Annotated in this window: 21 protein-coding genes; 10 read left to right on the forward strand and 11 right to left on the reverse strand. The window is 69.3% G+C overall.

Annotation, left to right across the window (positions count from 1 at the left end; genetic code table 11):
• The first annotated feature begins 183 nt into the window (after nucleotides 1–183).
• Together HQ308_RS05890 and HQ308_RS05895 are read left to right on the forward strand one after the other, a co-directional pair.
• Entirely contained in the window at nucleotides 184–657 is a 474-nt protein-coding gene (locus tag HQ308_RS05890; protein WP_222645865.1) for an OsmC family protein, read from the forward strand.
• A 136-nt stretch (nucleotides 658–793) separates the two neighbouring features.
• The gene (locus tag HQ308_RS05895; protein WP_222645867.1) at nucleotides 794–1,204 is read left to right on the forward strand and encodes an SRPBCC family protein; all 411 of its coding nucleotides are present in this window, start codon (nucleotides 794–796) and stop codon (nucleotides 1,202–1,204) included.
• Here HQ308_RS05895 and HQ308_RS05900 read toward each other — a convergent pair.
• On the reverse strand, nucleotides 1,197–1,907 hold the full coding sequence (locus tag HQ308_RS05900) for an alpha/beta fold hydrolase (protein ID WP_222645869.1): 711 nt from the start codon (nucleotides 1,905–1,907) through the stop codon (nucleotides 1,197–1,199). The genes HQ308_RS05895 and HQ308_RS05900 overlap by 8 nt on opposite strands.
• A 161-nt stretch (nucleotides 1,908–2,068) precedes the next feature.
• On the opposite strand from HQ308_RS05900, the gene HQ308_RS05905 reads away from it, so the two are divergent.
• Nucleotides 2,069–2,275, forward strand: a complete 207-nt coding sequence (locus HQ308_RS05905; RefSeq protein ID WP_027504928.1) for a hypothetical protein — start codon at nucleotides 2,069–2,071, stop codon at nucleotides 2,273–2,275.
• 17 nt (nucleotides 2,276–2,292) lie between these two features.
• On the opposite strand, the gene HQ308_RS05910 is transcribed toward HQ308_RS05905, so the two are convergent.
• The 3 genes from HQ308_RS05910 to HQ308_RS05920 are packed head-to-tail and all read right to left on the reverse strand — an operon-like array spanning nucleotide 2,293 to nucleotide 6,307.
• Complete coding sequence (locus HQ308_RS05910; protein WP_222645872.1) at nucleotides 2,293–2,943, reverse strand: DedA family protein; 651 nt, start codon at nucleotides 2,941–2,943, stop codon at nucleotides 2,293–2,295.
• A 20-nt stretch (nucleotides 2,944–2,963) separates the two neighbouring features.
• A complete protein-coding gene (locus tag HQ308_RS05915; protein WP_222645874.1) occupies nucleotides 2,964–5,237 on the reverse strand; it encodes an excinuclease ABC subunit UvrA in 2,274 nt (757 codons plus the stop codon).
• A 32-nt stretch (nucleotides 5,238–5,269) separates the two neighbouring features.
• Nucleotides 5,270–6,307 (reverse strand): GTP pyrophosphokinase family protein, encoded by a 1,038-nt coding sequence (locus HQ308_RS05920; protein WP_056448346.1) that lies wholly within the window; start codon nucleotides 6,305–6,307, stop codon nucleotides 5,270–5,272.
• A gap of 36 nt (nucleotides 6,308–6,343) precedes the next feature.
• On the opposite strand from HQ308_RS05920, the gene HQ308_RS05925 reads away from it, so the two are divergent.
• On the forward strand, nucleotides 6,344–6,793 hold the full coding sequence (locus tag HQ308_RS05925; protein ID WP_222645876.1) for a hypothetical protein: 450 nt from the start codon (nucleotides 6,344–6,346) through the stop codon (nucleotides 6,791–6,793).
• On the opposite strand, the gene HQ308_RS05930 is transcribed toward HQ308_RS05925, so the two are convergent.
• From HQ308_RS05930 to HQ308_RS05940, 3 genes are all read right to left on the reverse strand, one after another.
• Nucleotides 6,790–8,151 carry a dicarboxylate/amino acid:cation symporter gene (locus tag HQ308_RS05930; protein ID WP_222645878.1) on the reverse strand — a complete coding sequence of 454 codons (1,362 nt, stop codon included), beginning with the start codon at nucleotides 8,149–8,151 and terminating at the stop codon, nucleotides 6,790–6,792. The two genes, HQ308_RS05925 and HQ308_RS05930, sit on opposite strands and share 4 nt — an antisense overlap.
• Nucleotides 8,152–8,338: 187 nt before the next feature.
• Complete coding sequence (locus HQ308_RS05935; RefSeq protein ID WP_222645879.1) at nucleotides 8,339–8,650, reverse strand: AzlD domain-containing protein; 312 nt, start codon at nucleotides 8,648–8,650, stop codon at nucleotides 8,339–8,341.
• Nucleotides 8,647–9,369 carry an AzlC family ABC transporter permease gene (locus HQ308_RS05940; protein WP_261775755.1) on the reverse strand — a complete coding sequence of 241 codons (723 nt, stop codon included), beginning with the start codon at nucleotides 9,367–9,369 and terminating at the stop codon, nucleotides 8,647–8,649. Before HQ308_RS05940 ends, HQ308_RS05935 begins: the two co-directional genes overlap by 4 nt.
• 74 nt (nucleotides 9,370–9,443) lie before the next feature.
• Between HQ308_RS05940 and HQ308_RS05945 the strand changes: the two genes are divergently transcribed.
• On the forward strand, nucleotides 9,444–9,998 hold the full coding sequence (locus HQ308_RS05945) for a helix-turn-helix domain-containing protein (protein WP_056448549.1): 555 nt from the start codon (nucleotides 9,444–9,446) through the stop codon (nucleotides 9,996–9,998).
• On the opposite strand, the gene HQ308_RS05950 is transcribed toward HQ308_RS05945, so the two are convergent.
• From HQ308_RS05950 to HQ308_RS05960, 3 genes are read right to left on the reverse strand one after another with little or no spacing between them, the layout of a single operon-like run.
• Nucleotides 9,982–10,932 carry an asparaginase gene (locus HQ308_RS05950; protein ID WP_222645880.1) on the reverse strand — a complete coding sequence of 317 codons (951 nt, stop codon included), beginning with the start codon at nucleotides 10,930–10,932 and terminating at the stop codon, nucleotides 9,982–9,984. The genes HQ308_RS05945 and HQ308_RS05950 overlap by 17 nt on opposite strands.
• Nucleotides 10,929–12,392 (reverse strand): amino acid permease, encoded by a 1,464-nt coding sequence (locus tag HQ308_RS05955; RefSeq protein ID WP_222645881.1) that lies wholly within the window; start codon nucleotides 12,390–12,392, stop codon nucleotides 10,929–10,931. The genes HQ308_RS05950 and HQ308_RS05955 overlap by 4 nt, the downstream gene beginning before the upstream one ends.
• Nucleotides 12,393–12,399: 7 nt before the next feature.
• Nucleotides 12,400–13,797: an aspartate ammonia-lyase gene (locus HQ308_RS05960; RefSeq protein ID WP_222645882.1), complete on the reverse strand. Its 1,398-nt coding sequence runs from the start codon at nucleotides 13,795–13,797 to the stop codon at nucleotides 12,400–12,402.
• A 155-nt stretch (nucleotides 13,798–13,952) separates the two neighbouring features.
• On the opposite strand from HQ308_RS05960, the gene recC reads away from it, so the two are divergent.
• The 5 genes from recC to HQ308_RS05985 all read left to right on the forward strand — a co-directional run bounded on the left by recC (nucleotide 13,953) and on the right by HQ308_RS05985 (nucleotide 25,213).
• Nucleotides 13,953–17,288 (forward strand): exodeoxyribonuclease V subunit gamma, encoded by a 3,336-nt coding sequence (recC, locus tag HQ308_RS05965; protein ID WP_222645972.1) that lies wholly within the window; start codon nucleotides 13,953–13,955, stop codon nucleotides 17,286–17,288.
• A gap of 54 nt (nucleotides 17,289–17,342) precedes the next feature.
• Nucleotides 17,343–20,657, forward strand: a complete 3,315-nt coding sequence (locus tag HQ308_RS05970; protein ID WP_222645889.1) for a UvrD-helicase domain-containing protein — start codon at nucleotides 17,343–17,345, stop codon at nucleotides 20,655–20,657.
• A 5-nt stretch (nucleotides 20,658–20,662) separates the two neighbouring features.
• On the forward strand, nucleotides 20,663–22,531 hold the full coding sequence (gene recD / locus HQ308_RS05975; protein WP_222645973.1) for an exodeoxyribonuclease V subunit alpha: 1,869 nt from the start codon (nucleotides 20,663–20,665) through the stop codon (nucleotides 22,529–22,531).
• Nucleotides 22,532–22,734: 203 nt separating this feature from the next.
• Nucleotides 22,735–24,180 (forward strand): hypothetical protein, encoded by a 1,446-nt coding sequence (locus HQ308_RS05980; RefSeq protein ID WP_222645891.1) that lies wholly within the window; start codon nucleotides 22,735–22,737, stop codon nucleotides 24,178–24,180.
• Between the two features lie 46 nt (nucleotides 24,181–24,226).
• Nucleotides 24,227–25,213 (forward strand): hypothetical protein, encoded by a 987-nt coding sequence (locus tag HQ308_RS05985; protein WP_222645984.1) that lies wholly within the window; start codon nucleotides 24,227–24,229, stop codon nucleotides 25,211–25,213.
• Nucleotides 25,214–25,217: 4 nt separating this feature from the next.
• Here the strand turns inward: HQ308_RS05985 and HQ308_RS05990 are convergent, their stop codons facing one another.
• A complete protein-coding gene (locus HQ308_RS05990) occupies nucleotides 25,218–26,675 on the reverse strand; it encodes a DUF2079 domain-containing protein (RefSeq protein WP_222645893.1) in 1,458 nt (485 codons plus the stop codon).
• Between the last annotated feature and the right edge of the window lie 32 nt (nucleotides 26,676–26,707).

Here is a 26,707-nt window from a genome sequence, read left to right on the forward strand (position 1 = left end):
GTTCAGGTGGGGTTGTGGTCATCCCAGTCTGCCCGGTCCGGCGCAGGCACGCGCAACGCCGAAATGTCGCACACCTGTCGCGTCACCTGGACGCCTCGGCGTGGGGGTCGCTGACGGACGGCCCGAGAATCTGCGTGATCGCAACCCTGGCCCGAGGGTGGACAGTGCTCGACCGTGGGGTGCATGACTTCCACCATTCGCACCTCCGTCGTTCCCTTCGTCGTGGAGGCGTCCGGTACCGGCGTCGCCCAGCACCTCGTCGTCGAGGGCACGGCCGGGCACGAGTTCGACGCCGACGCGTACCCGGCCTTCGGCGGCAAGGACGAGGCGCCGAGTCCGTTGTTCTACGCACTCGGTGCGCTGACCTCGTGCAACCAGGTCACCGCCACCCTCGTCGCCAAGGACCTCGGCATCACGCTGGGAAAGTTCAGCTTCCGTGTGCAGGGTGATCTGGACACCAACGTCCTGGTCAAGGGCGCCGACGGCAACTCGAACTTCGACACCGTCACCGTCGAGGCGACGGTGGAGACCGACGCGACCGGTGATGCGTTCGATCACTTCGTCGCGGAGGTCGAGCGTCGCTGCCCCGTGACGCAGCTGTTCGTGCGCAGCGGTGTGGGCTTCGTGAACACCTGGACGCGCGCCGAGCCGGCCTGACGAGCCATCCCGGGCCTCCAAGGCTTCGCGGACTTTCCTGGCCTCGCGAGTACGTCCGACGTGTCGTCGCATCGCCGCTGATCACGACACTGTGGACGTACTCGCGGAGAGCCTGCTGCGTGGCTACGCTCCTACGATGATCAGTCGACATGTGAGTGTGGTGATCGCGGCACCGCCCGAGGCGGTGTACGGCTACCTGGCCGACGTCGACAACCTCACTGCCTGGGCCGCAGGACTCGCATCGGGCTTCACCCGCGACGGTGACGACTTGCTGGCCGAGTCACCGATGGGCACGGTCCGGGTGCGGTTCGTCCCGCGCAACGCTTTCGGGGTGCTGGATCACGACGTGACGCTGCCCGACGGCACCGTCGTGAACAACCCGCTGCGGGTGCTCGCCCATCCGGACGGCGCCGAGGTGGTGTTCACGGTTCGGCAACTGGACATGACCGACGACGAGTTCGAGCGGGACTGCGCCGCCGTCGCTGCTGATCTGGAGTCCGTGCGGGCGGTCTTCGGCCGACCTCGCTCCGGCACATCTATCACCTGAGCACCTGGATGACGGCAGCGGGATCGTCCGCCATCATCACGTGCCCGGCGTTCGGTATCTCGACGACCTCGACACCGGCCTGACGAAGCCGGCCGGTGTGCGTTGGTTCTCCCGTCCTCGATCCGTACAGCAGTGTTCTCGGCACGTGGGACGCGAGCAGGATGTCGAGAACGGTGGTGTCCGGCGGGCCCACACAGAGGCCGACAGCACTGCGGTGGAGCGCGACCGGATCGGCCAGCCGAAGCGTCTCCGCCCACGCGGCGTCGGCCCAAGCGATGAGTGACGTCACTCCCTGTGTTGCGAAGTCCTCTTCCGACTGTCCCGCGATCTCGACACTCGCCTCGCCGTCGAAAGGGAGAAGGTTCGGCTCGAGGACGGTCAGTCGTCGTACGAGGTCGGGTCGTGCCCGCGACAGGACGATGGCGATGGATCCACCCATACTGTGTCCGACGACGTCGAGTCCGACGAGTTCGTGCTGATCCAGCATCCGGGCGACGGCGAGCGCGTGATCGTCCAGGGTGTAGCCGTCGGTCGCCACGTCGGCGCTGTCGCCGAATCCGAGCAGATCCGGGAGCAACCGCAGGCGGTCGTCCAGTCCCGCGGCCACGGTCCCGAAGGCAGCGACACCCGCCGACCCGAGACCATGAAGGAACACGGTGGCTCGACGACGTTCGCCCGGCAACACCGCGGTGTGGAGGGTCATGGCGCCGACGCTACCGGGTCTCCTTGACGTGGCAGTACGTCCGGTTCGTCGTAAATGATGGTGCAGCCGGTGTTTTCAGCGCACTCTCAGGTCACGAGTAGTCCCGAGTCGTAGTGTCGACCGGGGTGCGCAGCGGGCGCATCGGTCGTCAGGAGGAAATCATGGCAGGCATCGCCGACAAGTTCGACAAGGCATACGCGGACAAGACGATCGAGGAACTGGCCGACGCGCCGGTCGCGGCCCTCAAGGGCGTCAGCGACGGCGATGCGGAGAAGTTGAAGGCTGCCTTCAACATCACCACGGTGCGCGATCTCGGCACCAACAAGTACTTCCTGTGGGCTCAGGCTGCGGCCACGCTCGCGCAGTAGGACCGTGCAGGGTGCGGTCAGGCGTCCGACCGTCGGCGCCGCCGGACGCGCTTGGTCACCAGCACCACCACCGCCACCGCGATGAGCCCGATGACGACGTACTGGAACACCGAGGCGTAATCCTCGACGTAGTGCCAGTTCTCCCCGAGGAAGTAGCCCGCGAGCACGAAGATCGTGTTCCACAGGAGGCTGCCGAGCGTCGTGTAGAGCAGGAACTGCAGGACCGGCATCCCGGACACGCCTGCGGGCACCGAGATGCCGGATCGCACGAGCGGAATCATCCGACCGAAGAACACGGCGGAGCGGCCGTGGCGCACGAACCATTCGTCGGCCTTGGTCAGATCGTCCGTGCTGACGAACGGCATCCTGTCCACGGCGGCGTACATCCGGTCGCGGCCCAGCTTCTTGCCCAGCCAGTAGAGGCCGAGAGCGCCGAGCACCGATCCGAGCGTGGTCCAGAACAGTGCGCTCGCGAGGGAGAAGCCACCCTGTGACGCGGTGAACCCGGCCAGCGGGAGGATGATCTCGCTGGGCAGCGGTGGGAAGAAGTTCTCGGCGGCCACGGCGATGCCGGCGCCCGGCCCGCCGATGCTCTCCATCAGGCTGACGGCCCAGCCTGCGATTCCACCCAGTTCCGTACTGGCGGCAGCGGTGACGGTGTCGCTCATACCCGCACTTTACCGGGGGTTTACTCCGCGAGAGCCTGCGCGAGGTGGGTGCCGGTGTGCGTCCGGGCCAGAACGAGCTCGTCGACGGTGCCCGTGAACACCACCTCGCCGCCGTCGTGACCACCGTCCGGACCGAGGTCCACGACCCAGTCGGCGGCCGCGACGACGTCCATGTTGTGCTCGATCACGATGACCGATCGACCCTCGTCGACCATGCCGGACAGCAGTCCGACCAGGTTGTCCACGTCGGACGAGTGCAGTCCGGTGGTGGGCTCGTCGAGCACCAGGACCGGGGAGTTGCCCACCAGTTCCGTCGCCAGCTTGAGGCGCTGACGCTCGCCGCCGGACAGGGACGTCAGGTTCTGGCCCAGGGACAGATAACCGAGACCGACATCACTGCACCGCCGGAGTACGTCGCGCACCTTCTTCACGGTGAAGAACTCGCGGGCCTCGTCGACGGACATGTCGAAGACGTCGGCGATCGAGACGCCGTCGACGGTGTGCTTGATCGCGCCGGAGCGGAAGCGTCGACCCTGGCAGGTCTCGCACGTACTCGACACCGGGTCGGTGAAGCCGAGGTCGGTGAAGATCATGCCGGTGCCCTGACAGTCGGGGCAGGCTCCGTCCGAGTTCGGCGAGAACAGCGCTGCGGGTTGTCCCGTTCGCTTGGCGAAGTGTGCACGGATCGGATCGAGCAGTCCGGTGTAGGTGGCGGGTGAGGAGCGGCGCGAACCGCGGATGGGTGCCTGGTCGATGACCACCGCGTCGGGCCGGACGTCGCGGAGGTGGCCGTGGATCAGACTCGACTTGCCCGAGCCCGCGACACCGGTGACCGCCACGAGAACGCCGAGCGGGATGTCCACCGACACGTTCTTCAGATTGTGGCTGTCGGCGTTCTCGATGCGCATCCACCCGTTCGGAGTGCGCGGGGTGCGCCGCGATCGACCGTCTCGACGCAGCGCCGTCCCGGTGAGCGTCTCGGACTGCCGCAGTTCGGGCCAGGTGCCCTCGAAGACCACCGTGCCGCCGTGCTTTCCGGCGCCAGGGCCGATCTCGACGATGCGGTCGGCGATGGCCATCACCTCCGCGTCGTGTTCGACGACGAGCACGGTGTTCCCCTTGTCGCGCAACGCGATCAGCATGTCGTTCAGTCGGTGCACGTCGCGCGGGTGCAGCCCGGTGGTGGGCTCGTCGAAGACGTACAGCATGTCGTTGAGCGTGGCGCCGAGGTGGCGCACCATCTTGATGCGCTGGGACTCGCCGCCCGACAGCGAGGACGTCGCACGATCGAGGCTCAGGTACCCGAGTCCGAGATCGACCAGTCGACGGAGCTGTGTCACCACCTCGCGGCGTGGGCCGTCCAGGTCGCCGAGCGCCCACGTGTCCATGACGTCGGCGAGGTCGGAGACCTGCATCGCGAACGCGTCGGGGATCGAGAGTCCCTCGAGCGTCGCGGCGTGCACCGTCTCGTTGAGGCGAGTTCCCCTGCAGGACGGGCACACTCCCCGCGTGACGATACGGTCGTACGCCTCCTTCGACTTGCCCTTCAACGCGTCGGCATCCTTGGAGAGATAGCTTCGACGGAACCGGGAGAGCAGCCCCTCGTACGTCTTGAACACGGCGTCCGGGTTGACCATCTCGACCTCGCCGGGCGACGCGTCGAAGAACAGGTGCCGCTCGCGCGGGGAGTACTGCTCGAGGGGAACGTCGAGATCGAACAGTCCCGAATCCGCGTACAGCCGGTAGGGCCACTTGCCGGGCAGGAAGTCCGGGTGCTTGACGGGGCCCTCACGCAACGACTTCGACTGATCCACCAACTCGTCGATGTCGATGACCTTCGCCTCGCCCAACCCCTCACACTCGGGACACATGCCGGCGGGATCGTTGAACGAGAACGCGTTGGCATAGCCGATGGACGGGGTGACTCCGCGCGACCACAGCATGCGGAGCCAGTCGCCGATGTCGGTGATGGTGCCGACGGTGGAGCGAGGGCTGCCGAAGAGGCGCTTCTGGTCGACGATGACGACGGCCGACAGGTTGGCGATGAGGTCGGCGTCCGGCCGACCGTAGGACGGCAGGAAGGTCTGGGCGAACGCGCTGAACGTGGAGTTGATCTGCCGCTGCGCCTCCGCGGCGATCGTGTCGAACACCAGCGAGCTCTTGCCGGACCCCGAGACCCCGGCGAACACGATCAGCGACCGTTTGGGGAGATCGATGTCGATGTCACGCAGATTGTTCTCCCGCGCGCCGCGCACGGTGATGGTGGACAGAGCGTCGTTCGGTGGCGTCGTCACGCCGTAGGGATACCAGACCGAGCGGACACCCGTCAGCCGGACTGGCCCTGCAACTTGCTCAGTCGGTAGCGCAGCTTGCCCGGACGGTCACGCTCGGTGGTGAGCGAGGAGGTGCGCGCGATGTGGGCCTCGCCGAAGCGGTCCAGCAGGAGGTCGTCCACCATCCGCACCTGACCGGGGCGGTACTGGTAGTCCATGGCCGCCGTCACGTACTCGACTCGTGCGGGGTCGAGGGCCTCCTCGAGTTCCGCGCCCGTCGTGATCCCGTTCGCGTTGACGAGAGTCAGCAGCCACTCGTAGTGACCGCTCCGACTGGGGGTGTAGTCGGGAAGGAGGTCGGTGACGATGGTGCGCAGCTGATCGGCGGTGAGCTGGAGATCCATCCCGCGTGCGGCATCTGCCGCGCGCAGTTCCGTGATCTTCTCCTTGTGGTGCCGATCGGCGAGTTCGAACTGGGCGTCCGCAAGTTCGATCAGCCCCGCCGCGAGCGTGAACGCCCGGTCGATGGTGGGCGAACCCTGCGTGCGGGAGTTCTTGAACCGGATGTCGTGTTCGATCTCCGCCCAGGCGTGCTGCAGCACGGTACGGATCTGCACCTCGAAGCCGAGGCCGGTGAACTGCTCGCATCCCGCCGGGACGCGGTCGCCGTCCGCACTGAGGATGAGGTGCCGTCCGGCATAGCCGAACACGCCGGACTCCTGGGCGAGGGACGACTTGTCGATGGTCTTGAGCAGCACGAAGTGCTTCGAGATGGCGTCCGCGACGCGGTCGATGTCCGACGTCAGATACGTGATGACACGGATCCCGACGAGATCGGTGACCTCGGCGAGCGGATCGGTGAACTCGAGCGACCCGTCCTCACGGAGGCGGGCGAACTTGCCGGCAGCGGACTCCACGGACTTGGTACGTGCCTCGACGGCGTCGATGTCGATGTCCGCCTCGGAGACGAACGTCTCGACGGCGGCCGACAGCGCTGCCGTGGCCGCGGCGAAGTGATCCCACCGCGCGCGGTACTCCTCGACGGAGCTGTGCAGCCCTGACGGTGAGGGTGGGGACGACGTGGGGCGCATGGTGGAGATTCTGCCCCACCATGGTCCAATGCTCGCGTGACGCTCCGTACGTACCGCGTTGTCGACTGGGACGCGACGCTCCTGATCCTGGCGTCCGCACTGATCCTGTTGGCCGCGTTGATCCTCGGCGTCTGGAAATTCCGCCAGATGGCGACGTCCGAGAACGGGCAGGCGCATCCGTACGTGGACATCGCTCACCGGGCGGCGCTGATGTACTCGTTCGCGACTCTGGTCCTGATGCCTCTGGTGCACTTCGGCGCCTGGCCGACGTGGGTGAATCTGGTCGCGTCGGGGGCTGTCGTCTTCTTCTTCGTCGCTGCGATCGTCAGCTACGTGGTGCACGGATTCCTGCGCGACACCGACAACCAGTTCGTCCGCCCGGTGCCGGGAACGCATGCGTTCATGTATGCGCTCGCGGCCACCGAGATCGGCGGACTACTGGTGTTGATCGTGGGTTTCGTGCGCGGGCCGCTGTTCGTGAGTTAGCGCGCGAGCTCCACGTCGTCGACGAACGGGTCGCCGTTGCGCGGGGCGTCGAACCGCTCCTGGTCCAGGATGCCTTCGCGCTTGGCGACGATGGCCGGGATCAGCGCCTGGCCGGTGACGTTGACGGCGGTGCGACCCATGTCGACGATCGGCTCGACCGCGAGCAGCAGACCGACACCGGCGAGCGGCAGGCCGAGCGTGGACAGCGTCAGGGTCAGCATGACCGTGGCACCGGTGGTGCCCGCCGTCGCCGCGGAACCGATCACGGAGACGACCACGATGAGCAGATAGTCGGTAATCGTGAGATCGACGCCGTAGAACTGGGCGACGAAGATCGCGGCGATGGCCGGGTAGATGGCCGCGCACCCGTCCATCTTGGTGGTGGCGCCGAGCGGAACCGCGAACGACGCGTACTCGCGGGGCACACCGAGATTGCGCTCGGTGACGCGCTGGGTCAGCGGCAGGGTGCCGATGGACGAGCGGGAGACGAAGCCGAGCTGCGTCGCGGGCCACACGCCCGAGTAGAAGTTGCGGATCGAGAGACCGTGCGCCCGAACGATGATCGGGTAGACGACGAAGAACACGATGGCGAGTCCGACGTACACCGAGACCGTGAAGACGCCCAGTGAGCCGATCGCGTCCCATCCGTACGTGGCGACGGCGTTGGCGATGAGCGCCGCCGTACCGATGGGGGCCAACCGGATGATCCACCACAGCACCTTCTGCACGATCGCGAGCAGAGAGGCGTTGAACGACAGGAACGGCTCGGCCGCCTTGCCCACCTTCAGCGCGGCGATACCGATCGCCGCGGCGACGACGAGCAGCTGCAGGATGTTGAAGTTCAGTGTGGTGCTCAGTGCACCCTCGGTCTCGCTGGTGCGGGCGCCGAGCGCGAGGAAGTTGTTGGGAACCAGGCCGGTGAGGAAGGACCACCACGACCCTGTGCTCGACGGTTCCTTCCCGAGATCTGGCGAGACGCCGGTGCGCGAACCCGGTTGCGCGACCAGCCCGATGATGATGCCGACGATCACGGCGATGAACGCGGTGATGGCGAACCACAGCAGGGTCTGGCCCGCCAGGCGTGCCGCGTTGGTGACGGCGCGCAGGTTGGCGATGGAACTGACGATGGCCGTGAACACGAGGGGCACCACGGCGACGGTGAGCAGTTTGACGTAGCTCGATCCGATGGTCGACACCGTCTCGACGAGCCAGTTGGGGTTGCCGTCGGCGGCGTCGGGCATGGATCGGGCGATCAGTCCGACGATGACGCCGAGGATCAACCCGGCGACGATCTGGGGCCCGAACGACGTGAGCCAGTGCGGCAGTCGACGGGTGGGGGCAGCGCTGGGCGCGGACATGGTGGTGCCTTCCGAGAATGCTGGGGCGGCCGAGAACAACGGCCGAGAAAAAGGGTGCGCTATGGACGAGTGGACCGGGGAGGAACACGGTCTATCGACAGATGGCGCTGGCCTGCAGGCGAAGGTCGACGTAGCGACGCGAGGTCAGGAGCAAGGGCACTCGGACGATGCTACGCCCGCGCCCGGGTCAGCTGACGCCGAGCCAGCGCAGGCCCGCGGTGACTGCCGCTGCGGCGACGACCACGAGCACGAAAGGCGCTCTGCGCCAGGCGAGAACAGCGGCGACGAGGACCCCGGCGGGGAGTGCGAGGCCCGCGTCACGGGGAAACGTCGAGGTCGCGACGAGGGCGACGAACACGGCGGCGACCGCTGTGGTCATCGACTTCTCGGCCGACGCGGACAGTTCCCGGCGCCCGCGCAGCGCGATCCCGATCAGGCGGAACGCGAACGTGCCGACGGCGAGTGCGGCGACACCCGCGAGAATGGCCCCGGTGCTCACGAGGCGTCGTTCCTGCGCCCGTGTCGGAGCACGAACGGCATGACGGCGATCAGGGCGAGCACCACGGAGACGCCGGCGGGCACCACGACCCCAGCGGCGACGGCGACCACGGCGCCGACACCCGCGGCGATGCGTGTCACGCGATCGTGCAGGGAGGGCATCACGAGGGCGAGGAGGACGGCAGGAAAGGCGGCGTCGAGTCCGAGCGACTCCGCGCTCTCCACGCCGGCGCCGAGGCCCACACCGGCCAGCACGCCCAGATTCCACGCGAGGAAGAGGAACGCGCCGCAGAACCAGAACGAGAGGGTCCTGCCCCGCCTGGTGGTCGAGGCCATCGAGAAGGCGACCGACTCGTCGGTGACCAGATGGGCCCCGAGCAGGCGTGCGGCGGGTCGGTCACCGAGCAGCGGTGCCACCGAGAAGCTGAGCGGAAGCAGTCTGCCGTTGATGAGGAGCGCGCTGGACACCGCGGCCAGAACGCTGCCGCCGCCGGTGAGTACTCCGACGAAGACGAACTGCGAGGCGCCCGCGAAGACCGCGATCGACAGGAGGCAGGGGAGCCACCACGGCAGATCGGAGGCGACGGCGATCGCACCGAGCGAGGCACCGACCAGGGCGTCGGCCAGGCACACCACGGCAATGTCCCGCACCGCCACGTCGGGGTCGTCCCGGAGCGTGAGCCACAGGGGTGTTCGCCATATCGAACGCATGGTGCTCATGGTGAACGGTCGCGGTGCCGTTCGTCAAGGCGAACGAAGGGAGTGTGAGACGAACACTGTGGCATCATGCAGTCATGTCCGACAGCGCACCCATCGCGGCGATCGCCGCGTCGCTCGTCCGGGAGCGTCGACGTACGGGCCTGTCTCTCGCCGAGGTGGCCCGGCGCGCGGGTATCGCGAAGTCGACCCTCTCCCAGCTCGAGTCGGGAACGGGCAATCCCAGCGTCGAGACGCTGTGGGCTCTGAGCGTGACGCTGAACGTGCCCTTCGCGCGCCTGGTGGAACCGCCGCGGCAGGAGGTCCGCCTGGTACGACGCGGTGAGGGTCCGTCGATCGCCGCGGAGTCGTCGGACTACACCGCGACGCTGCTGTCGTCCTGCCCACCGACCGCGCGCCGCGACCTGTACCTGCTCGCCGCCGAGGTGGGGACGCCCCGGCTGTCCGATCCGCACATGCACGGGGTGATCGAACACGTGGTGGTGTCGTCCGGCCGCGCGGTGTGCGGGCCGGTGGACGCGACCGAGGAGCTGGGGCCGGGGGACTACCTGTCCTACCCCGGCGACGTGCCCCACGTGTTCGAGGCACTCGAGAACGGGACGACTGCGGTGATGGTCACCGAGCAGTACTGATCGAGGCCAGATCCGCTGTGATCGGCAGGCGATTGCTCAGCAACGCGCACAGCAGGATTCGCGCCTGGGCGGGACTGAGGTCGCCCGCGGACACCGCACCGGCACGTACCAGGTCGGCGCCCCCTCCGCCGCCGCCGTAAGTGGTGACGACACCGCCGGACGGCACCCGCGTCGACAACATCACCGGGACACCGGCATCGGTACACCGGCGCACAGCGTCGACGACGGCGGCGTTCGCATTGCCCGCGCCCATCGCCTGCAGCACGATCCCGTCGGTGCGGGCGGACCGCAGGGCGTCGATGACGAGTCCGTCGACACCCGGGTAGAGCGCGACCACGTCGACCCGGATCCCGTCGATCGAACTGTCCGGCAGCGTCTCCCGCGGAACCGGGTCCACCGCCGGCGTTCCGGAGTAGGCATCGAGCGCGGTCGTGTGCGATTTCCGTACCCCGCGGGCCCGGAGAACGCGCGGGCCGAAGGCGACGAGTACACCGTGGCCCCGTCGCTCGGGATCGGCGGCCACGCGGAGCGCCGACTCGACGTTGTGCGGGCCGTCGCTCTCGACGTGGTCCGCGGTGCGTTGGGCGCCGGTGATCACGACGGGGCGAACGTCGGTGTGGGAGAGATCGATCAGCATCGCCGTCTCCTCGAGGGAGTCGGTGCCGTGCAGGACGACGACACCGCTCACCGCGTCGTCACGCAGCGCCGCGGTGACGGCGCCGCGGACGGTGTTCATGTCGAGGAGCGACATCGCGGCACTGTCGACGCACAGGACGTCGGTGACTCGGACCCGGACTCCCACGCGGAGTCCGGCATCCACCAGGACGTCGTGGGCGTGACGGCCCGTGGTGCTGACACCGTCGGGGCCGACGCGGCTGGCGATGGTTCCGCCGGTGGTCAGGATGACGACCGTCGGCAGTGCGGGTGAACTCATCGGGCGACCGTTCCCCCTCCCGCACGGGCGCGCTCGCGGGCGAGCCGCTCGATGCCCGGGCGCGCTGCGCGCCAGCCGATGAACAGCGCGGGAACGATGACCAGGAGGGAGGCGAGCGTCCAGGTGCCGATCGGGTAGTCGAAGCCCATCAGGACCAGGACGACCACCAGGAAGACGAGGGTGGCGATGCCGGTGTACGGGGCGCCGAACAACCGGAAGGACGGCCGCGTCACCACGCCCTCCTTCGACAGGTGCCAGAGCTTGAGCTGGCACAACACGATCATGGCCCAGGCGCTGACGATGCCGAGCGCGGCGAGATTGAGCACGATCTCGAACGCCTGCTCGGGCACCACCGCGTTCAGCACCACTCCGAGCAGGGTAACCGCTGCCGTGAGCAGGATCCCGCCGTAGGGCACGCCGGCCTTGCTCATCTTCATCGCGAAGCGCGGCGCGCTGCCCGCCGCGGCCATCGATCGGAGGATGCGACCGGTCGAGTAGAGCCCGGCATTGAGCGAGGACAGCGCCGCCGTCAGGACGATGAGGTTCATGGCGGTGTCCGCGCCCTCGACTCCGATCGAGCCGAAGAACGTGACGAACGGGCTCTCACCCGCGCGGTAGGCGGAGTAGGGCAGCAGGAGCGACAGCAGCAGCACGGACCCGACGTAGAAGACCGCGATGCGGATGATGACGGTGTTGATCGCCTTCGGAATGACCTTCTCGGGGTTCGGCGTCTCGCCCGCGGCGGTACCGACCAGCTCGATGGAGGCGTAGGCGAACACGACGCCCTGGATGATGACGACGGCGGGCAGCAGACCGTTGGGGATCAGCCCGCCGTTGTCGGCGATCATCGACAGGCCCTGCTCCTGGTTCGGTGTCCCCTTGACGAGGAGGTAGAGGCCGATGCACAGAAACGCCACCAGGGCGAGCACCTTGATCAGGGCGAACCAGAACTCCAGCTCGCCGAAGACTTTGACCGACACCAGGTTCAGGGACAGAACCAGCAGCAGTGCAGCGAGGGCGAAGACCCACTGCGGTACCGATGCGATCGGGTCCCAGTAGCGGCCGAAGAAGTTCATGTAGAGCGCCACGGCGGTCACGTCGACGACGGCGGTCATCGACCAGTTGAGCCAGTACAGCCACCCGGAGACGAAGGCGGCCTTCTCCCCGAAGAACTCGCGAGCGTAGGACACGAAGGACCCGGACGTGGGCCGGTGCAGCACCAGTTCGCCGAGCGCCCGAAGGATGAGGAAAGCGAAGAACCCGCATACCGCGTACGCGATGACGAGTGCCGGGCCGGCCTGCGCCAGACGTCCGCCTGCACCCATGAAGAGGCCGGTTCCGATGGCGCCGCCGATGGCGATCATCTGGACCTGCCGCGTTTTCAGGCCTTTGTGATAGCCGTCGTTCTCGGCGGCGTGGAGGGCGTCGTCGGCGCCGTGCTGATCGGTGGTCGTGGTCATCGGGTCCTCAGTTCTGGAGGTTCGCGAGATGTTCGGGGCGGAGCAGTTCTTCGAGACGTGTCGCTGTCAGGAGGCCGCGTTCGAGCACCAGCTCCGCGACTCCTCGTCCGCTCTCGAGTGCCTCCTTGGCGATCTCGGTGGCGGCCTGGTATCCGATGTGCGGGTTGAGTGCCGTGACCAGTCCGATGGAGTGTTCGACGCTGTCTCGCAGGTGGGCCTCGTGCGCGGTGATCCCCACGACGCACTTGTCCGCGAGCGTCCGGCAGGCCGCACCCAGGTGCGTCATGCCGGAGGTGAGCGACTCCATGATGATGGGCTCGAAGGCGTTGAGCTGCAGCTGACCTGCCTCGGCCGCCATCGTGATGGTGACGTCCTGGCCGATGACCTGGAAGGCCACCTGGTTGAGCACCTCGGGGATGACGGGGTTGACCTTGCCGGGCATGATCGACGAGCCCGCCTGTACTGCGGGCAGGTCGATCTCGCCGAACCCTGCACGCGGTCCCGAGGAGAGGAGGCGGAGGTCGTTGCACACCTTCGACAGCTTCACGGCGCACCGCTTGAGTACTCCCGAGAGATGCACGAACTGACCGACGTCCTGCGTGGCCTCGACGAGATCCGTCGCGCTGACGAGGGGGAGTGCGGTGATCTCGCGGAGGTGCCGGACCGCTGCCTCGCGGTAGCCGGGGGCGGCGTTGAGTCCGGTGCCGATCGCGGTGGCGCCGATGTTGATCTCGTGAACCAACAGTGACGCCTCCTCGAGGCGGGCGCGGTCCTCGTCGATCATGACGGCGAACGTGCCGAACTCCTGGCCCAGTGTCATCGGCACGGCGTCCTGCAACTGGGTCCTGCCCATCTTGACGATGGCGCGGAACTCCTCTGCCTTCGCGCGGAAGGCGTCCTGCAGGATGCGCATCGACTCGGACAGGTCGGCCACCGCGAGGATCGTCGCGATGTTGCAGGCGGTGGGGTAGACGTCGTTGGTCGACTGGCCGAGGTTGACGTGCTCGTTGGGGTGCAGGTGCGCGTACTCGCCGGGACGGTGGCCGAGCAGCACCAGCGCGCGGTTGGCGATGACCTCGTTGGCGTTCATGTTGGTCGACGTGCCGGCGCCGCCCTGGATCACGTCGACGACGAACTGGTCGTGCCACCGGCCGTCCAGGATCTCGCGGGCGGCCTGCAGGATCGCGTCGCCGCGCACCCCGTCGAGAAGACCCAGTTCGATGTTGGCCGCCGCGGCCGCGTACTTCACGGCGGCGAGCGCGCGGATCAGCTTGGTGTTCGACGAGATCGGTCGTCCGGTGATGGGGAAGTTCTCGGTGGCGCGCAGAGTGTGGATGCCCCACAGCACGTCGGCGGGCACCTCGCGCTCTCCCAGCAGGTCGTGCTCGGTACGGGTGGCGGCCACGGCGTTCTCCTTCGGTTGCTGTCAGGCTGTCTGACAGGTCGAGTGTGAACCACGGCACAGTGGATGTCAACGGTGATCTGTCGGAGCCGGGCGCTACGGTCGGGTCGACACCGGACCTCACGGTCGGGGACACCACGACGTTCCAGGAGGGCCACGTGCTCGAGCTCCACCGCGCCGAACGCGCGAGCACGTTGGCCACCGGTCTCGCGACGCTGCTCGCCGAGCCCCTCGCGGACGCCTTCGCCGCAGACGTCGTCGCGGTCCCGGCGAAGGGCGTGGAGCGGTGGCTCCAACAACGGCTCTCCCTCTCGTTGGGGGCGGCAGGAGTGTCGGACGGCATCGCGGCGAACATCGACTTCCCGTCGCCCGGCCGCCTGGTCGACGACGTCCTGGCCGTGGTGACGGGCGTGGACGCCGACTCGGATCCGTGGGCCGCGGGCCCGTTGCTGTGGACCGTCCTACGCGTGATCGACGAGTGTTCGACCGAACCCTGGTGCTCGGTTCTCTCCCGGAGCATCGGCGGTGCGGCGGCGGCGCCCGACGATCACCGCCGTGGTCGACGCTGGTCCACCGCGTCCCACGTGTCCGGGCTCTTCCGTTCGTATGCCGCACAACGGCCCTCGATGATCGTCGACTGGGCGGCCGGTGCCGACACGGACGGCGCCGGCGCCCCGCTCGCGCCGGATCTCCTGTGGCAGGCGGAGCTGTGGCGCCGGGTGCGGGAGCGCATCGGGGTGCCCGGCCCCGCGGAGAGACTGGACCCGGTCTGCGACGCCCTCGCCGAGGACGGGTCGACGCTCGATCTTCCGTCGCGCCTGTCCCTGTTCGGGGCGACCCGTCTCACCACCCTGCAGCGACGCGTGCTGCGGGCGGTGGCCTATCACCGCGACGTCCATCTGTGGCTGCCACACCCCAGCCCGGTCTCGTGGGCTGCGACGTCCCGGCGTGCGGGCGCCGGGTCGGTTCGGCGTGTCGACGCGCCGCCGGTGTCGACGGCGGGTCATCCCCTGCTGGTGAGCCTCGGCCGCGACGTGCGCGAGTTGCAACCGCTTCTCGAACCGACGGCCGATGCGGACCGCCATCTTCCCGATCCGGAGCGGTCCGACGCGCGGCGTGTCGAGGCGTCGACGACGGTCCTGAGGCGGATGCAGAACGACATCGTGGCCGACCGCGCCCCGGCCGCGCCCGACGTCCCGGGGATGGACGACAGCGTGCAGATCCACGCCTGCCACGGCCCCGCCCGGCAGGTCGACGTGCTGCGCGACACCTTGCTGCACCTCTTCCAGGACGATCCGACGCTCGAACCGCGCGACGTCCTGATCATGTGCCCGGACGTGGACACCTTCGCTCCGCTCGTGCGAGCGGCCTTCGGGAACGAGGGCGCGGTGGGCGATCCCTCGGCGCACCCGGCGCACGGACTCCGCGTGCGGCTGGCGGATCGGGGGCTCCGGCGCACCAATCCCGTGCTCGACGTGATCGCGGCGATGATCGAGATGGCCGGGGACCGCGTCACCGCGTCGCAGATGCTCGATCTCGCTGCGTCCGAGGCTGTGCGGACCCGGTTCCGCTTCTCCGACGACGATCTCGAACGGCTCGCCGAGTGGACACGGGTGTCCGGTGCGCGCTGGGGCATCGACTCTGTGCAGCGAGAGTTGTTCGGTCTGGGCGACTTTCGTCAGAACACGTTCACCGCGGCCATGGACCGACTGCTGCTCGGCGCCGCTGCCGACGAGACCACGGGGGACTGGCTGGGCCTGGCTCTGCCCGTGGACGACGTCGACGGGAACGACATCGATCTCGCCGGTCGGTACGCAGAACTGGTCGACCGGGTCTCTGTCGTGTTGCGCGGTATGCGGGGCGAGCATCCGGTCCGGACGTGGCGCGCGAGCCTGATCCGAGCGATCGACCTGCTCACCGAGGTCGGGCCGGCAGACGTCCGACATCGGGTCGACGCGCTGCGGGAACTGTCCGCCGCGCTGGAACACGGTGACGACATCTCCCTGCAGCTCGCCGACATCCGGTCGATGTTGCGCGATCGCCTGGCCGGGCGCCCGACGCGATCGAACTTCCGCACCGGAGAACTGACGGTGTGCACCATGGTCCCGATGCGGTCGGTGCCGCACCGGGTGGTGGTGTTGCTCGGGCTCGACGACGACGTCTTCCCGCGCGCCGGCCACCTCGACGGCGACGACGTCCTCGCACGCGGTGCGCTGATCGGCGAGCGTGACATCCGCAGCGAAGACCGTCAGCTGCTGCTCGACGCCCTCATGTCGGCCGGCGAAAAACTGGTTCTGTTCCATACCGGGGCGAATCCGGTGTCGGGTGCCCACGAACCTCCCGCCATCCCGTTGTCGGAGGTCATCGAGGTCGTGGCGGCCACGGCGGGGGTCGAGAACAACCGCGCGGTCACGCGGCACCCGCTGCAGCCGTTCGATCCGTCGATCTTCGACGGCAGCGCTCCCGCCGGGTTCGACAGTGCCGCGCTCGCGGGCGCGGTGGCGGCGAGCGCTCCCTTCGTGCCGCGGCAGCCGTTCCTCGACGGTCCGCTTCCAGCGCGAGACTCCGCGGACGTGGCGTTGGCGGAGCTGGTGGCGTTCGTGCAGAGCCCCGTCACCGCGTTCGTGCGGCAGCGATTGAAGGTGGGTCTGTCGGGGCGGGACGACGACGTCGTCGACGCCCTCGCCGTGGAGCTGGACGCGCTGTCGGCCTGGGACATCGGAGAGCGCATGCTGTCGGCGCTCCTGACCGGTGTGGAACTGGCCGACTTCCGGGCCGCGGAATGGCGCCGCGGAACGCTGCCGCCCTTCGCCCAGGGGGCGCGCCTGCTCGAGCAGATCGAGAACGACGTGGTGCCCATCGCCGACGCGGCGGCCGAGATCCACGTCGGGCCGCCGGAGAGTGTGGACGTCGTCGTGGATCTGGACGGGGGGCGGCGGCTCACGGGCACCGTTCCCGGGGTGCACGGCACCACCGTGGCGCGCACGTCCTATTCGAGGATGGCCCCGAAGCGGCGACTGGAGGCCTGGATCCACCTGCTGGCGGTCGCGGCGCAGAGCGGCTCGGACGGATGGACGGCGGTCACCACCGCGCGGGGTCGGTCCTCACGGCCCGTGTCGCGGTCGACCCTCACGACACCCGAGGACGCCCGCGCGGTTCTGGCAGAGCTGGCGGACCTGCGCGACCGCGGTCTGCGCGAGCCACTGCCCCTGGCGCTGAAGTCCGGGGAGGCATACGCCACCAGAGTCGTTCGGGGAAGCAGCGAGGAGATGGCCCTCGCGGCGGCAGCTCAGCAGTTCTCGGATCGGTTCGGCGACGTCACGGAGCCGGCGGTACTTCTGGTGCACGGAAGCGGAGTCGACTTCGGGCAGTGGACAGCGATTCCTCCGGCCGCCGACGAGGCGAAGTGGTCGGCCGACGGCACGCGCTTCGGTGTGCTCGCGCGACGAGTGTGGCAGCCGTTGCTCACCCACGAGAGCATGGAGCAGCGATGAGCGCTCCCGAAGGTATGGAGCAGCGATGAGCGCTCTCGAAGGTATGGAGCAGCGATGAGCACGTTCGATCTGACCGGGCCGCTCCCGCTGGGCACTACCGTGCTCGAGGCGAGCGCCGGCACGGGCAAGACCTACGCCATCGTGGGCCTCGCCGCCCGCTACGTCGCCGAGGGCGTCACCGACATCGCGGGCGTACTGCTGGTGACGTTCAGCAAGGGCGCGACGCGCGAGCTACGCGAACGCACGCGTGCACGCTTCGCCGAGGTCGCGGCCGCCCTGGCGGATCCGTCGGCGGCCCGTACGGGCGGTGACGAGCTGATCGCACTGCTCGCCGACGTCGACGACGACGAGGTGGTGCTGCGGCGCACTCGGCTGCTGACGGCGCTGTCGGAGTTCGACGCCGGGACTATCGCCACGACGCACAGCTTCTGCCAACGCATGCTCGACGGACTCGGGATCGCGGGTGAGCGGGAACCGGACGCGACCTTCGTCGAGTCCGTGGACGATCTCGTCGACGACGTGGTCGACGACCTGTATCTGCGTCGCTACAGCGCAGAGGTCGGTGCGCCGCCCCTGACCGTCGCGCAGGCGCGCACGGTGGCCCGGGCCGCGGTCTCGGACCGGCGGGCCGTGCTCAGTCCGGACGCTCCCGACGACACGGCGGCCGGTCAGCGGGTCGCGGTGGCCCGCGAGGCGCGGGAGGAGACCGAGCGCCGGAAGCGGAGGCTCGGGGTCCGTGACTTCGACGACCTCCTCGAACTCCTGCACGGCGTGCTGTCGGACGAGACGCACGGCCCGGCCGCGTGCGCGCGTGTCCGCGAGAAGTTCACGGTGGTGCTCGTCGACGAGTTCCAGGACACCGACCCGCTGCAGTGGTCCATCCTGCGGAGGGCGTTCCACGGGCAGTGCACCCTGGTTCTCGTCGGTGATCCCAAGCAGGCCATCTATGCGTTCCGCGGCGCCGAGGTGCTCAGCTACCTCGACGCGGTCGCGGTGGCGGACCGGCATCTGGCACTCACCACCAACTGGCGGAGCGACGCGGCCGTGATCGGCTCGCTCGCGCACCTGTACGAGGGTGCCGCACTGGGACATCCCGACATCGTCGTCACTCCGGTGACGGCATCGCATCGGGAACCTCGGCTGCTGGCCGCCACGACGCGGGACCCGCTGCCTCCAGTGCGCCTGCGCGTGTTCGGTCGAACGGGCTCCGGTCCGCTGAACAACAAGGGCCTCCCGGCCACCGAGAAGGTTCGACTGCGTATCGCCGACGACGTCGCGCAGGACATCGTCGCGCTTCTCGACGGCGACGCGACGCTGACGGTCGACGGCGCGTCGCCGCGGCCTGTCGCTCCCGGAGACATCGCCGTGCTCGTCCGGTCGGGCAGACAGGCCGAGCAGGTGCGGTCCGCTCTCGAGCGCGCCGGCGTGCCGTCCGTGCTGTACGGCGGCTCGTCGGTGTTCGCCACCGAGTCCGCGGTGCACTGGCTGCTGCTCCTGCAGGCACTGGAGCAACCGCACCGTGCCGACGTCGTGCGGCGCGCCGCGCTCACACCGTTGCTCGGATGGTCTGCTCGCAGCCTCGACGAGGGTGGCGACGCCGCGACCTCCGCACTGAGTGCGCGCTGCCGCGAGTGGTCCGCGCTCGTCACGGGGGTGGGCTTCGCGGCGATGGTCGAGAATCTCACCGGATCCACCGAGCTCCAGAAACGTCTGCTGGCAACCGAATCCGGTGAACGCGATCTGACGGACCTGCGGCACGTCGCGCAACTCGTCCAGCGCGAGTCGCTCGAGGGCGGACACGGGGTGACCTCGTTGACCCGCTGGCTGGCCGACCGGATCCAGGACCCCACGAGCGGCGCTGTGGCCGACCGCAGCCGACGGCTCGACAGCGATGCCGAGGCCGTGCAGGTGGCCACGGTGCACGCGATGAAGGGTTTGGAGTTCCCGATCGTGTACGTCCCGTTCGCGTGGGGTGCCGCCGGATCGTTCGATCCGGACACCCTGCTCTTCCACGATGACGAGGGTGCGCGTGTGCGCGACGTCGGTGGGTCCTCCACTCCGGGGTACCGCGAACGCAAGCAGCGCCACGACGAGGAGGCGGCGGGCGAGGAGATGCGCCTCCTCTACGTCGCTCTGACCCGCGCGCAGTGCCGTCTGGTGCTGTGGTGGGCACCGACGGCGATCACGGCGGCGTCCCCGTTGCATCGACTGCTCTTCGGCAGAGTGCCCGGCATCGCGGAACCGGAGTCGACGGTGCGCCTGCAGGACGATGCCTCCGCGGCGACGACCCTGCAGTCGCGCTGCGGCAGCGCGATCGGCGTCGAGGCGGTGCAGGACGTGACGGTGGTGGCCCGGCCCGCGCGGACGTCCGAGAGAAGCGGTGGCGCACTGGCCGTCGCGCACTTCGACCGGAGGCTGGACACCGCGTGGCGGCGAACGTCCTACTCTGCGCTGACCGCGGGCGCGCACGATCAGCCGGTCGAGGTCGTCGAGTCCGAGGACCCGATACTCGGCGACGAACCGGTGGAGGACCCGTTCGCGGCAGGTGTGGGCGCGGGGGCCCCCTCGCTCATGAACGGTCTGCCCGCGGGAGCCGCGTTCGGCACCCTGGTGCACGAGATTCTCGAGTACGTCGACACCTCCGTCGACGATCTGCCTGCAGAGGTGCAGCGCCGGTGTGTCGAGGCCGTCTCGGCACACGGTGCCGACATCGACGCGGATCATCTCTCTCGAGCGCTGACGGCCGTCCTGCGCACGCCCCTGAACTTCGGCGCGGCGGGCACCGGCACGCTCGCCGACGTCCACCCGTCGAACAGGCTCGCCGAGATGGACTTCGAGATCCCGTTGTCGGGCGGTGACCACGCCGCAACGGCGCACGTGACCGTGCACGCCGTCGCCGATCTCGTGGCGGACCACCTCGCTTCGGACGACGTGCTCGCGGCCTATCCGCAGCGGATGCGCCGACTCGACGACCGGACGCTCCGGGGCTACCTCACCGGCAGTGTCGACACGGTCCTGCGTGTCGGGTCGTCCGACGATTCCCGCTACGTGGTGGTGGACTACAAGACCAATCGCATCAGAAGTGGCGACCTCACCGTCGACGACTTCACGGTCGAGGACATGGCCGGCGAGATGATGGAGTCGCACTATCCGCTGCAGGCACTGCTCTATTCCGTTGCGCTGCATCGCTATCTGCGGTGGCGTCGACCGGGATACGACCCCCGGGTACACCTCGGAGGAGTGCAGTACCACTTCGTCCGAGGCATGATCGGCCCGGACACTCCGCCCGGGCGCGGGGTCTTCTCCTGGGCGCCGTCCCCCGATCTCGTGACCGCACTGTCCGATCTGCTCGCAGGAGTCCGGTCGTGACCGCGGTGTACCCGGGCGCTGTCGCACAGCGCGGCAAGGGAGTGCTGCGCGCGTTCAACGACGTCGGCGTCCTCACCGCGGCCGACGTGCACGTCGCCCTCCGACTCGGCGCGCTCGGCGGGGAACGGGACGAACTGACGCTGTTCGCCGTGGCACTCGCCGTGCGCGCGGTGCGCGTCGGCTCGGTGTGCCTGGACCTGACCCGCCTGCGCGACGTCACGGCCGACGACGGGGTCGACACGGACGCTCTGCCGTGGCCGGACGACGCGGCGGTCGTGGCCGCCCTCCGGGCGAGCCCACTCGTCCTGGGCGGGGAGAGCGGTCCGCTGCGACCGGTGCTCGTGGTGGACACCGCGGACGGCCCGTTGCTCTATCTACAGCGGTACTACTTGCAGGAGAAAGTGATCCGCGACGTGCTGGCTGCGCGCGCACTCGACGCGCCGGCTGTCGACGTGGAGGCGGTGCGGCAGGGACTGGCCACCTACTTCCCGAGCACCGAGGTGCCCGACAGGCAGCGCATCGCGGCGGCACTCGCGGTGACCGGGTGGACCACCGTCATCGCGGGCGGCCCCGGAACGGGCAAGACGCACACGGTCGCGCGCATTCTCGCTCTGCTCACCGCAGTGCACGGCCCCGGTCTACGGATCGGGCTCGCCGCGCCGACCGGGAAAGCGGCTGCGCGACTGCAGGAGTCGGTGGCCGAGCAGGCACCGGAACTCGGACTGCGAGACGACATCCCGGCGATGACGGTGCATCGGCTGCTGGGCTGGCAGCCCGGCAGCCGCAGTCGGTTCCGTCACGACGCACACAACAGGCTCCCGTACGACGTGGTCGTCGTCGACGAGACGTCCATGGTGTCGTCCACGCTGATGAGCCGACTCATGGAGGCGGTCCGCGCCGACACCAGGCTCGTACTGGTCGGCGATCCCGACCAGCTGACCTCGGTGGACGCGGGCGCGGTGTTGGCCGATCTGGTCGCGCGGCCGGTGACGGCGGCGTTGCCGGAGGTGGTCACCGCCCTGGTGGGCGCCGACCTCGGGTCCGTCCCGGCGGCGGGGGACTCGTCGGAGAAGAGTCTCTCGACGGGCGAGGTGCGCCGACTCGCCGCGGGCACCGTGCGACTGAGCCGCGGGCGTCGGTTCGGCGGTGTCATCGCCGATCTCGCCGTCGCTGTGCGTGACGGCGACGAAGACGAGGTGGTGCGCCTGCTGAACTCGGGCGATCCCGCCCTCGAGTTCGGTCCGCGGTCCGACGTGTCATCGCTCGAACGCGATGTGGTCTCCACGGCCCGGGCCGTGACCGCGGCCGCCGCGTCCGGTGATGCGGCCGCGGCCCTCGCCGCTCTCGAGCGGCACCGCCTGTTGTGCGCGCACCGCGAGGGCCCCTCCGGTGTGGATCACTGGGCACGGTGGGCGATGGACCGCGTGGGCGCCGACACCTCGACCTTCCTCGACGCCGCACAGTGGTATCTCGGGCAACCGCTCCTGGTGACGACGAACGACCACGACAACCGTATCTACAACGGCGACACCGGCGTGGTCGTCGACGACGGACACGGCGGCGTGGTCGCCGCGTTCGCGCGCGGGTCGACTCCGTTCCTTGTTCATCCCAGCAGGCTGTCGGCCGTGCAGACGGTGTACGCCATGACGATTCACCGCAGTCAGGGAAGCCAGTACGACACCGTCTCGGTGGTCATCCCGGACGAGACGTCGTCGCTGTTGACGAGGGAACTGCTGTACACGGCCATCACGCGCGCCCGCCGCACCGTGCGCATCATCGGCAGCGAGGAGTCGGTGCGCGCCGGTGTCCGTCGCCGGGTGCTGCGGGCCAGCGGACTGCGTCGCGACTCGCCGGTGCCCTTCGGTCACTCCTGATCCACCGCGCGCGCGGCGTCTCGTGGCAGTCGGTTCTCCGAGCACTGCCCGCACGTCGTGCGTGTGCGCTATATTCTCCTCGACTGCGGTCGGGGGGACCGTTACAGGCGGTGAAAACAGGACGGGGGACAGGGTATGACGAGTCGTCACCACCTGCCCGTCGTCCGGTCCACCTCGGCACCGAGCCACGACGAGCTCGCCTAGTGTCCACATTCCTCACCCCGGGCGTCGAACACGAACCGCGACCGCACCGCCGCGGGTTGTTCGGCTCGCACCCCGGGACCACCGAGAGCGAGGATCGGCGGGTTCTGTCCGGCGCTCTCCCCGTCCGACACCGCATCGTGATCGCCGACATCGGTCTCGGCGAGATCCTCGGCAGCGATGCGCTGGCCGGGATGTCCGCCGCGGTCGGCGAGCGTCGGCCGGGGGGCGTGATCGCCTGGGATCTGGCCGGTGAGGCCACCGGGCACGGTGCCGCCGCGCAGATCGCCGAGGACGTCGAGGCCCTGGTGGCGCCCGAGTGCGATCCGCGAGCACTGTCCCACTACGTCGACACCCGGCCCGAAGGGCACGATGCTCTCGGAGCGGATGCGTCGCTGCAGGACCCGCACGCCATCGAGGCCGTTCTGACCGTCCTGACGCACCACCGGCAGACCGTCGTCGTGCACGCCCGCAGCGACGAGCAGCACTTCGTCGCGATGATCGACGACGCGGACTCGATCGTCGTCCCGATTCCCCATTCCGAGGCCGCCGCACTGCGCGTCGTGGCACTGATGGACTCGCTCCGCGGCAGCGGCCGCGACACCTGGTCGGACCGCATCGTCGTCGTCAAACACGATGCGGTACATGCCGGTTCGCGATCCGGCTCCACGGATCTGCGACGCGTGCTCGGGGATGCGGGCGTCCGCACCGTGCTGGACGTGCCGTCCACGTCGGACTCCGATGCGGACGTTCGCCGCGCCTGGTCGCACGTCGCCGCCGTCGTGATGCGGACGCGCGGGCCCGTACGCCCGATCGTTCCCGACGCGCACCCGGGTCTGCACGCCGACGACCACACACCCTCCTTCGACAGCACGACGGCGACACTGCGCGCGCGCTCTGCCGACACCCGGCCGAGTCGTCGCAGCGGGCGACTTCCCGCCCTCGCCGCCCTCGGTGCCCTTCTCGTCGCGGGAGGACTCGGCACCGCCGTCATGATGCAGCGCGCCCCCGCGGATTCCGCACCGGTCCCGGTCGCCACCGCGGGTGTCGGTGCGGACGCGGCCGATCAGACCGCGTCGGCGGCGCCGCCGCCGATCGATGCTGCCCGCGCGAGTGGTCCCGCCGTGATCGTGCGCTACGACGATCTGTACTACCGAGATCGCGACGCCGCAGCGGCCGCAGCGCTCTGGGATCTGTCCGACACGGCCGGTGTGGACGCCACGGTGGCCGATCTGCAGCGATCCATCGACGCGGTGGACCCGGCGATACGGCACCGCATCGACGTGGCGCCCACCTCCGACCCGCTCGTCTTCGACGCCGTCTTGACACTCACGGTTCCGGACGGCCGGGAGTTCCGGTACGACCAGCAGTTCACAGTGCGGGAGGACGACGACGGCTTCGCCATCGTCCGCAAGATCGACTGCACCGGCGTCTGTCCCGCTCCGTGACCCGTCTTCCGGCCCTCCTCCCGCCACGACTCGAGAGAGACACACGATGACGCACCGCGCGCCCGTACGCCGCCGACGCACAGTGGGATCCGGTCTCGCCGCGAGTGCGATGGCCGTGGGTGCCTGGGGGCTGGTGACCTGCGCGTCCGTCCTCGTCGCTCCCGCGGCGTCCGCTGCTCCGACATCGGTGAACGACGAACCGAACACGGCGGCGGAGAAGGTCGCCGAGAGCAGGCGTCGCGACGAGTTGTCGCAGAAGGAGCGTGCCGCAGAGGACGCGGAACGCGAACGCCAGGAGAAGGAAGCGAAGCAGGCAGCCGACGACCTCGCGGCGCAGGAAGCCGACGAGCGGAAAGAGCGGCGAGAGGACCAGGCCGCAGCCGTGCAGAACGGCACCGCGCCGGCGCCGGCACCGTTCGTCTTCCAGCTTCCGCCGCTTCCGTTCGAGATCCCCGGCGTCACGCCGCCCGCCCCGGCGGTCACGGCACCCGAGCCGGTCGCGCCGCCGGTCGACACGGCACCGCCGCCCCCCGCGACGGCCCCGGCTCCGGTGGTCGACGACGTCGCCGACGTCGTCGAGGTCGAGGAGGCTCCCGCGCCGACGCCGGCCGTCACGGCACCTGCCGCGCCGGCACCGGTTCCCGAGCCGGACCCCGCACCGTCGCGCCCCGACCCGACACCGGGTCCCGGCCCCGCGCCGCTCCCCGCCACTCCCCAAGTGCAGTCCGGTGGTCATGGGCCGCACACCGGCCCCGATCCGGATCGCGACCCGATCGATCCTCCGTCGCCGCCTCCCGGTGAGGCCGACGAGCCCCGTCAGCCGTCGCCGAGAGCTGCGACGATGAGCAACCCGGCTCCGCCGTCGGTGAGCAACCCGGCTCCGCCGACGATGAGCAACCCGGCTCCGCCGTCGGTGAGCAACCCGGCTCCGCCGTCGGCGAGCGACACCGCGCCGCAGTCGGTACAGCCGTCCGGAGAAGGTCGGCATGCGGCACCCGACCCGGGCTGGACGAATCCCGTTCCCGGACGCTGACCCGTCACCGACGAAGTACGAGGATGCCGTTCACGTCGGAGACGACCGAGTAACCGTCCGCGAGAGCTGCACTGATCGCCGTGTTGTCGCCCGACTCGTCCTTGGGCCACCCGGCGGGCCGGCCGATGTTCACGACGATCCAGTCCGGTGTCGTGGAATCGGTCTCCCGCTGCGGGAACACCGAGACGGGGTGGTCGGACACGAACTGCGGGACCAGGTTGTTGGAGGCCGACACGCGGTCCCCTGGCGGTATGGATGCCGACACGGCTCTCGCGGTGGTCACCTGCGGGTCGACGCGCCACCCGTCGGCGTCGGCGAGCCGAGCCAGCGGCTGGAAGGGCAGCGCGACCAGAGCGACGGCGGCGACGGCGGCGAGCACCACTCTCTGGGCACGCGGTGACAGGTGCATGTCACGCCGACCGCGGATGAGTGCATCGATCAACGCGGCGAACAGGATCGGCATCAGGATCGCGTTGTAATGGAAGATCGGCTTCCAGAAATTGGTGTTGTCGCTGAGGAACCGCCATGCGACGGTGGGTACTGCCACCAGCGTCAACGGTGACCGCAGTGCTGCGAAGCCGGTGACGGCCAACAGCAGTAGCACGGTCGCGGCACGCGAGTCCCCGCTGACGAGACCGTGTGTCGTGTCGGCGATGCCCTCACCGAGGGGCGGAAGTTTCGAACCCTGACCGTAGGCGTCGTCGGCGCTCAGCAGCGGTATGACCACCGTGATGGCCAGCACGATCCACGCCGCGCCCCACGCGGCCGTCGCCAGGCCCAGAATCCGTGTGCGACCCGTGGTCCACCAGGCGATCAGGGCGCCGATCACGATGACGGTCAGCCCCATGTCCTCCTTGACGAAGACGAGCGGGAGCGTCCACGCCACCGCGGCACGCCAGTGCCCCTGGCCGAGCGCTGCCATGGCGAAGGCCAGCATCGGGACGCCGAAGGCGATCTCGTGGAAGTCGAAGTTCAGTGCCGACTGCAGGCCCCACGACAGTCCGTAGCCGAGGGCCACCACGATGCCCGCGACGGTGCCGAGGCTGCGGCACGCCCACCGGGAGAGGGGCACGACACCCACGGCGAACAGGACGCCCTGGGCGATCAGCAGGGTCTCGGGGACAGGGGCGAGTCGGTAGAAGGGCGCGAGCAGTGCGGTGATCGGAGAGAAGTGATCACCGAGCGTGTTGTAGCCCGTGCCCAGCAGATCCGACGTCGGCGCGTCGAGGCGTGCGTACGAGGCGATCTGCTGCACGAAGATGCCGAGGTCGAAACCGGAGGTGCGCAGCTGGTGCTGACCGACGACGGACAGTGCGCTGTAGAGCGGGGCGAGCAGGAGGAAGGCGATCGCCGGGACCGCGATGTCCGCGCGGCGGGCACGACGCAGAATCTCCTGCGGTCGGCGCGCCCCGCCGGACGGGGCGGCCGCTGCAGTCTCCGCAGAAGGTCTGGTTGCCGTCACAGGAGATAATTTCTACACGAACTTCGTGTGAT

Origin of the sequence: Rhodococcus sp. BP-241, from assembly GCF_019836145.1 — a bacterium.
Lineage (GTDB): Bacteria > Actinomycetota > Actinomycetes > Mycobacteriales > Mycobacteriaceae > Rhodococcoides.